The sequence below is a fragment of the Streptomyces sp. VTCC 41912 genome (genome assembly GCF_045799175.1).
In the GTDB taxonomy this organism is placed as follows: Bacteria; Actinomycetota; Actinomycetes; order Streptomycetales; family Streptomycetaceae; genus Streptomyces; species Streptomyces albulus_C.
Window position 1 is genome coordinate 1 of record NZ_JBJMAB010000089.1, and the last position, 2,691, is coordinate 2,691.

Sequence of the window (2,691 nt, forward strand, 5' to 3'; positions counted from 1 at the left end):
TCCGCTTGCCCACACCCAAGCAACCGACACATCCGTCCGGAGGACACGGCTACCAGTGTTGCGTTAGGAGCTCTAAGCCGCGTGCCTCTTGCCAGTTGGGCTAGACGGGCCGGTCGTTGCCCTCGCCGGCCGAGCCGGTCCGGGCACCGAGGGGACTGCACGCGCCCCGCAGCAGCGCACCGGTTGGGTGGTTGCTTACGAGCGGTGCAGTCCCCGCGCGCCGCCCGCAATGTGTCGTGCGGGCAACGCTGTTACGAGAGTGGGCACTCAGTCCGCCGTGTTCCCCCTTGGGGTGGGTGCGCGGTAATCCCTCTCTCATTCACTGTGGAGGGCGGAGGTTTCCCGCAGTGCTGAAGCGTGGCGTTGTGCCGAACAGAGGCCCGGTCTCTCTTCTCTCTTATTTTTTCTACGTGTTCTAAAAAAGTGGTGTAAACCGTCACTCCAACACCCCTCGCCCCGCTGTAGGGCAGTCCCGGCCCAAACCCGGAGTCAGTGATGCCCCAGGCACGGTCTACGCGCCTCCGTGCGGGCACAAGAGAGCCCCGGTGGTCAACGGGGCGCCGGGGCTGCCCTAGACCGCTACGCGGCGGTTGTGAGCGTCTGTGGGGCCAGGTTCCGGTGCGCGTTCGCTCCCGGTGTGGGGACGTGGTTCGGGCGTTGCTCGTCAGCAAGGTCATCGGCTGTCGTTGCCGCTGCTTCGATTGCGGGGTCAAGGTCTCCGGTGATGGCGAACTCCACCCGTCGCACGTCAAGTTTCCGCCATCCGCCCTTGCCGCCTGGCTTCACCATCAGGCGTGCGCCTGCCTCGATGAGCATGGCGCGTTTGCCTGCGGTGTCGGAGGCGTGCCACTCGTCGGCGAAGGTGCGGCCTGTGGGGACAATCTCGCGCCGGGGCTCGGTCTTCTCTCTTGCCTCCAGTTCGGCCAGTCGTGCGTCAAGTGCGTCTGCACGGCGCTGCCACTCGGCTTGTGCGGCCTTGGACTTCTGGCGCCCCTTCTGTTGCTGGTGCTCGGCGAACTCGTCAGTGGTGGCGGCGATTTCGGGTTGCGGGTCGTACCCGGGTATCTCGGTGACGCGGGTGAACTGCACGGGGCCAACCAGGCGCAGGAACTCGGCGGTGACGTACTCGTCCACCCACGTCCCTCGGATGGTGACGGGGGCCGGGCAGTACGTCCCGTACTTGTACGAGCTGCACCCGTAGGCCCCGGAGGACTTGTTGAGGTACATGCGGCTGCCGCACCCGGTGCAGTGGATCACCCGCAGCAGCAGCGCCACCGAGTCCTTACGCGTCGGTGCCTTCTCCGCCGTGGGCTTGGGCGCCAACAGTGCGCCGATCTGGTCGAACTCCTCGCGGGTCACGATCGGCGTTTCGGTCGCCATGACGGGGTTGCCCTGGTCGTCACGGACGGGCTTGCCCTTGTGCATCTTCCAGCCCAGCAGTGCGGGGCTGGTGAGCATTTCGACGATGCGCTGACCACGCCACGGGGTGGGCTTCCGCTTCGGCGCGTCGGTCTCGGTGTCGCCCTCGGTGCCGGTGATGCCCTTGATCCGGGCTTTGTACGCCCGCCAGTGCTCAGAGGGGGACAGCACCCCGTCCTTGTTGAGCATGAGCGCGATGGCTCGGGGGCTCTTGCCTTCCAGCAGTGCGGCAATGATCCGCTCAATGACGCGCACGGCGTCCGGATCGGGAACGAGCGTCCAGCCCGCCCCGCCGTGTTCCTTGGGCATGGGGGCAGGCAGGTAGCCGAACGGCGGGCGCCCGCCTCCGCGCCACCGAAGCGCCATCTTGCGCAGGGCTGCCTGTGCGCCGGTCACGCGGTCTTTGATGCTCTGTGCCTCTACCTGTGCGGCAAAGGCGAGCATCATCATCATGAGTTCGGACGTGGGGTCCATGGGGTTGCGGAAGTCGAAGACCAGCCGGCCCCCGCCGATGCCCTCGGCGAAGACGAGCATCTTGCGATGGGCTCGCGCCCACTTTGCAAGCTCGTGCATGTCGCCCATGGACCGGATGGCCCGGTCGAAGCGCCACCACACCAGCGCATCGAAAGCTTCCGGCCGGGCGAGCCATCCGCCGAGCTGCGGACGATCGAACGGGCCGACCTTGGACGCGCTCACGTCCAGGTCCACAGCTTCCCGAAGTGCATCCCCCTCTCCGAAATCGATCCCGAGCGCTGCCGCCGCTATGTCGTCGGCCTCGCGCTGCCGCTCGGGGCTGGTCGTCTCGTCCGTCCGCACCGACAGACGGATGCACCGGACCCCACGCAGGGTCTCGGCGAACACGGTTCCTACAGTCGCATCACTCTTCACGGTCCTTACGGGAGAGCGGAGGTGTCCCGCACCGGACGTGACCTGCGTAGATACCGCTGTATGTCTCTTCACCCCAGCCGTAGGGACCGAAGGCGTTCCTACTTCGTACTTCTCTCCGCTCGCCGTAGGGACCGACGGATTCCCGCCAGCAGGTGCTGTCGCGTTTCTCTCCACATTCACTGTGGAGGGCGAAGGGTTCCCGGGCCGCTTGACCTGCGCAGATGCCGCCATGGGGCGATCACTCCAGAACTATGACTCTGGAGCTTCGGGGCTGTCCCGCCGTGGGGGTTGCTGTTTGCGCCTGGCGGCGCGGGGCGTTGTCCGCTGCGCGGGGCTTGTGGGGTGCGGTGCCGGGTTGGCGGGTGGTGGGGTGCCCGGACTGCT

The 2,691-nt window shown here is 66.9% G+C and carries 1 protein-coding gene; it reads right to left on the reverse strand.

Annotated features, from left to right (window positions below; translation table 11 throughout):
- Nucleotides 1–579: 579 nt before the first annotated feature.
- Nucleotides 580–2,280 carry a recombinase family protein gene (locus ACJ6WD_RS41230; protein WP_407617805.1) on the reverse strand — a complete coding sequence of 567 codons (1,701 nt, stop codon included), beginning with the start codon at nucleotides 2,278–2,280 and terminating at the stop codon, nucleotides 580–582.
- Nucleotides 2,281–2,691 lie beyond the last annotated feature (411 nt).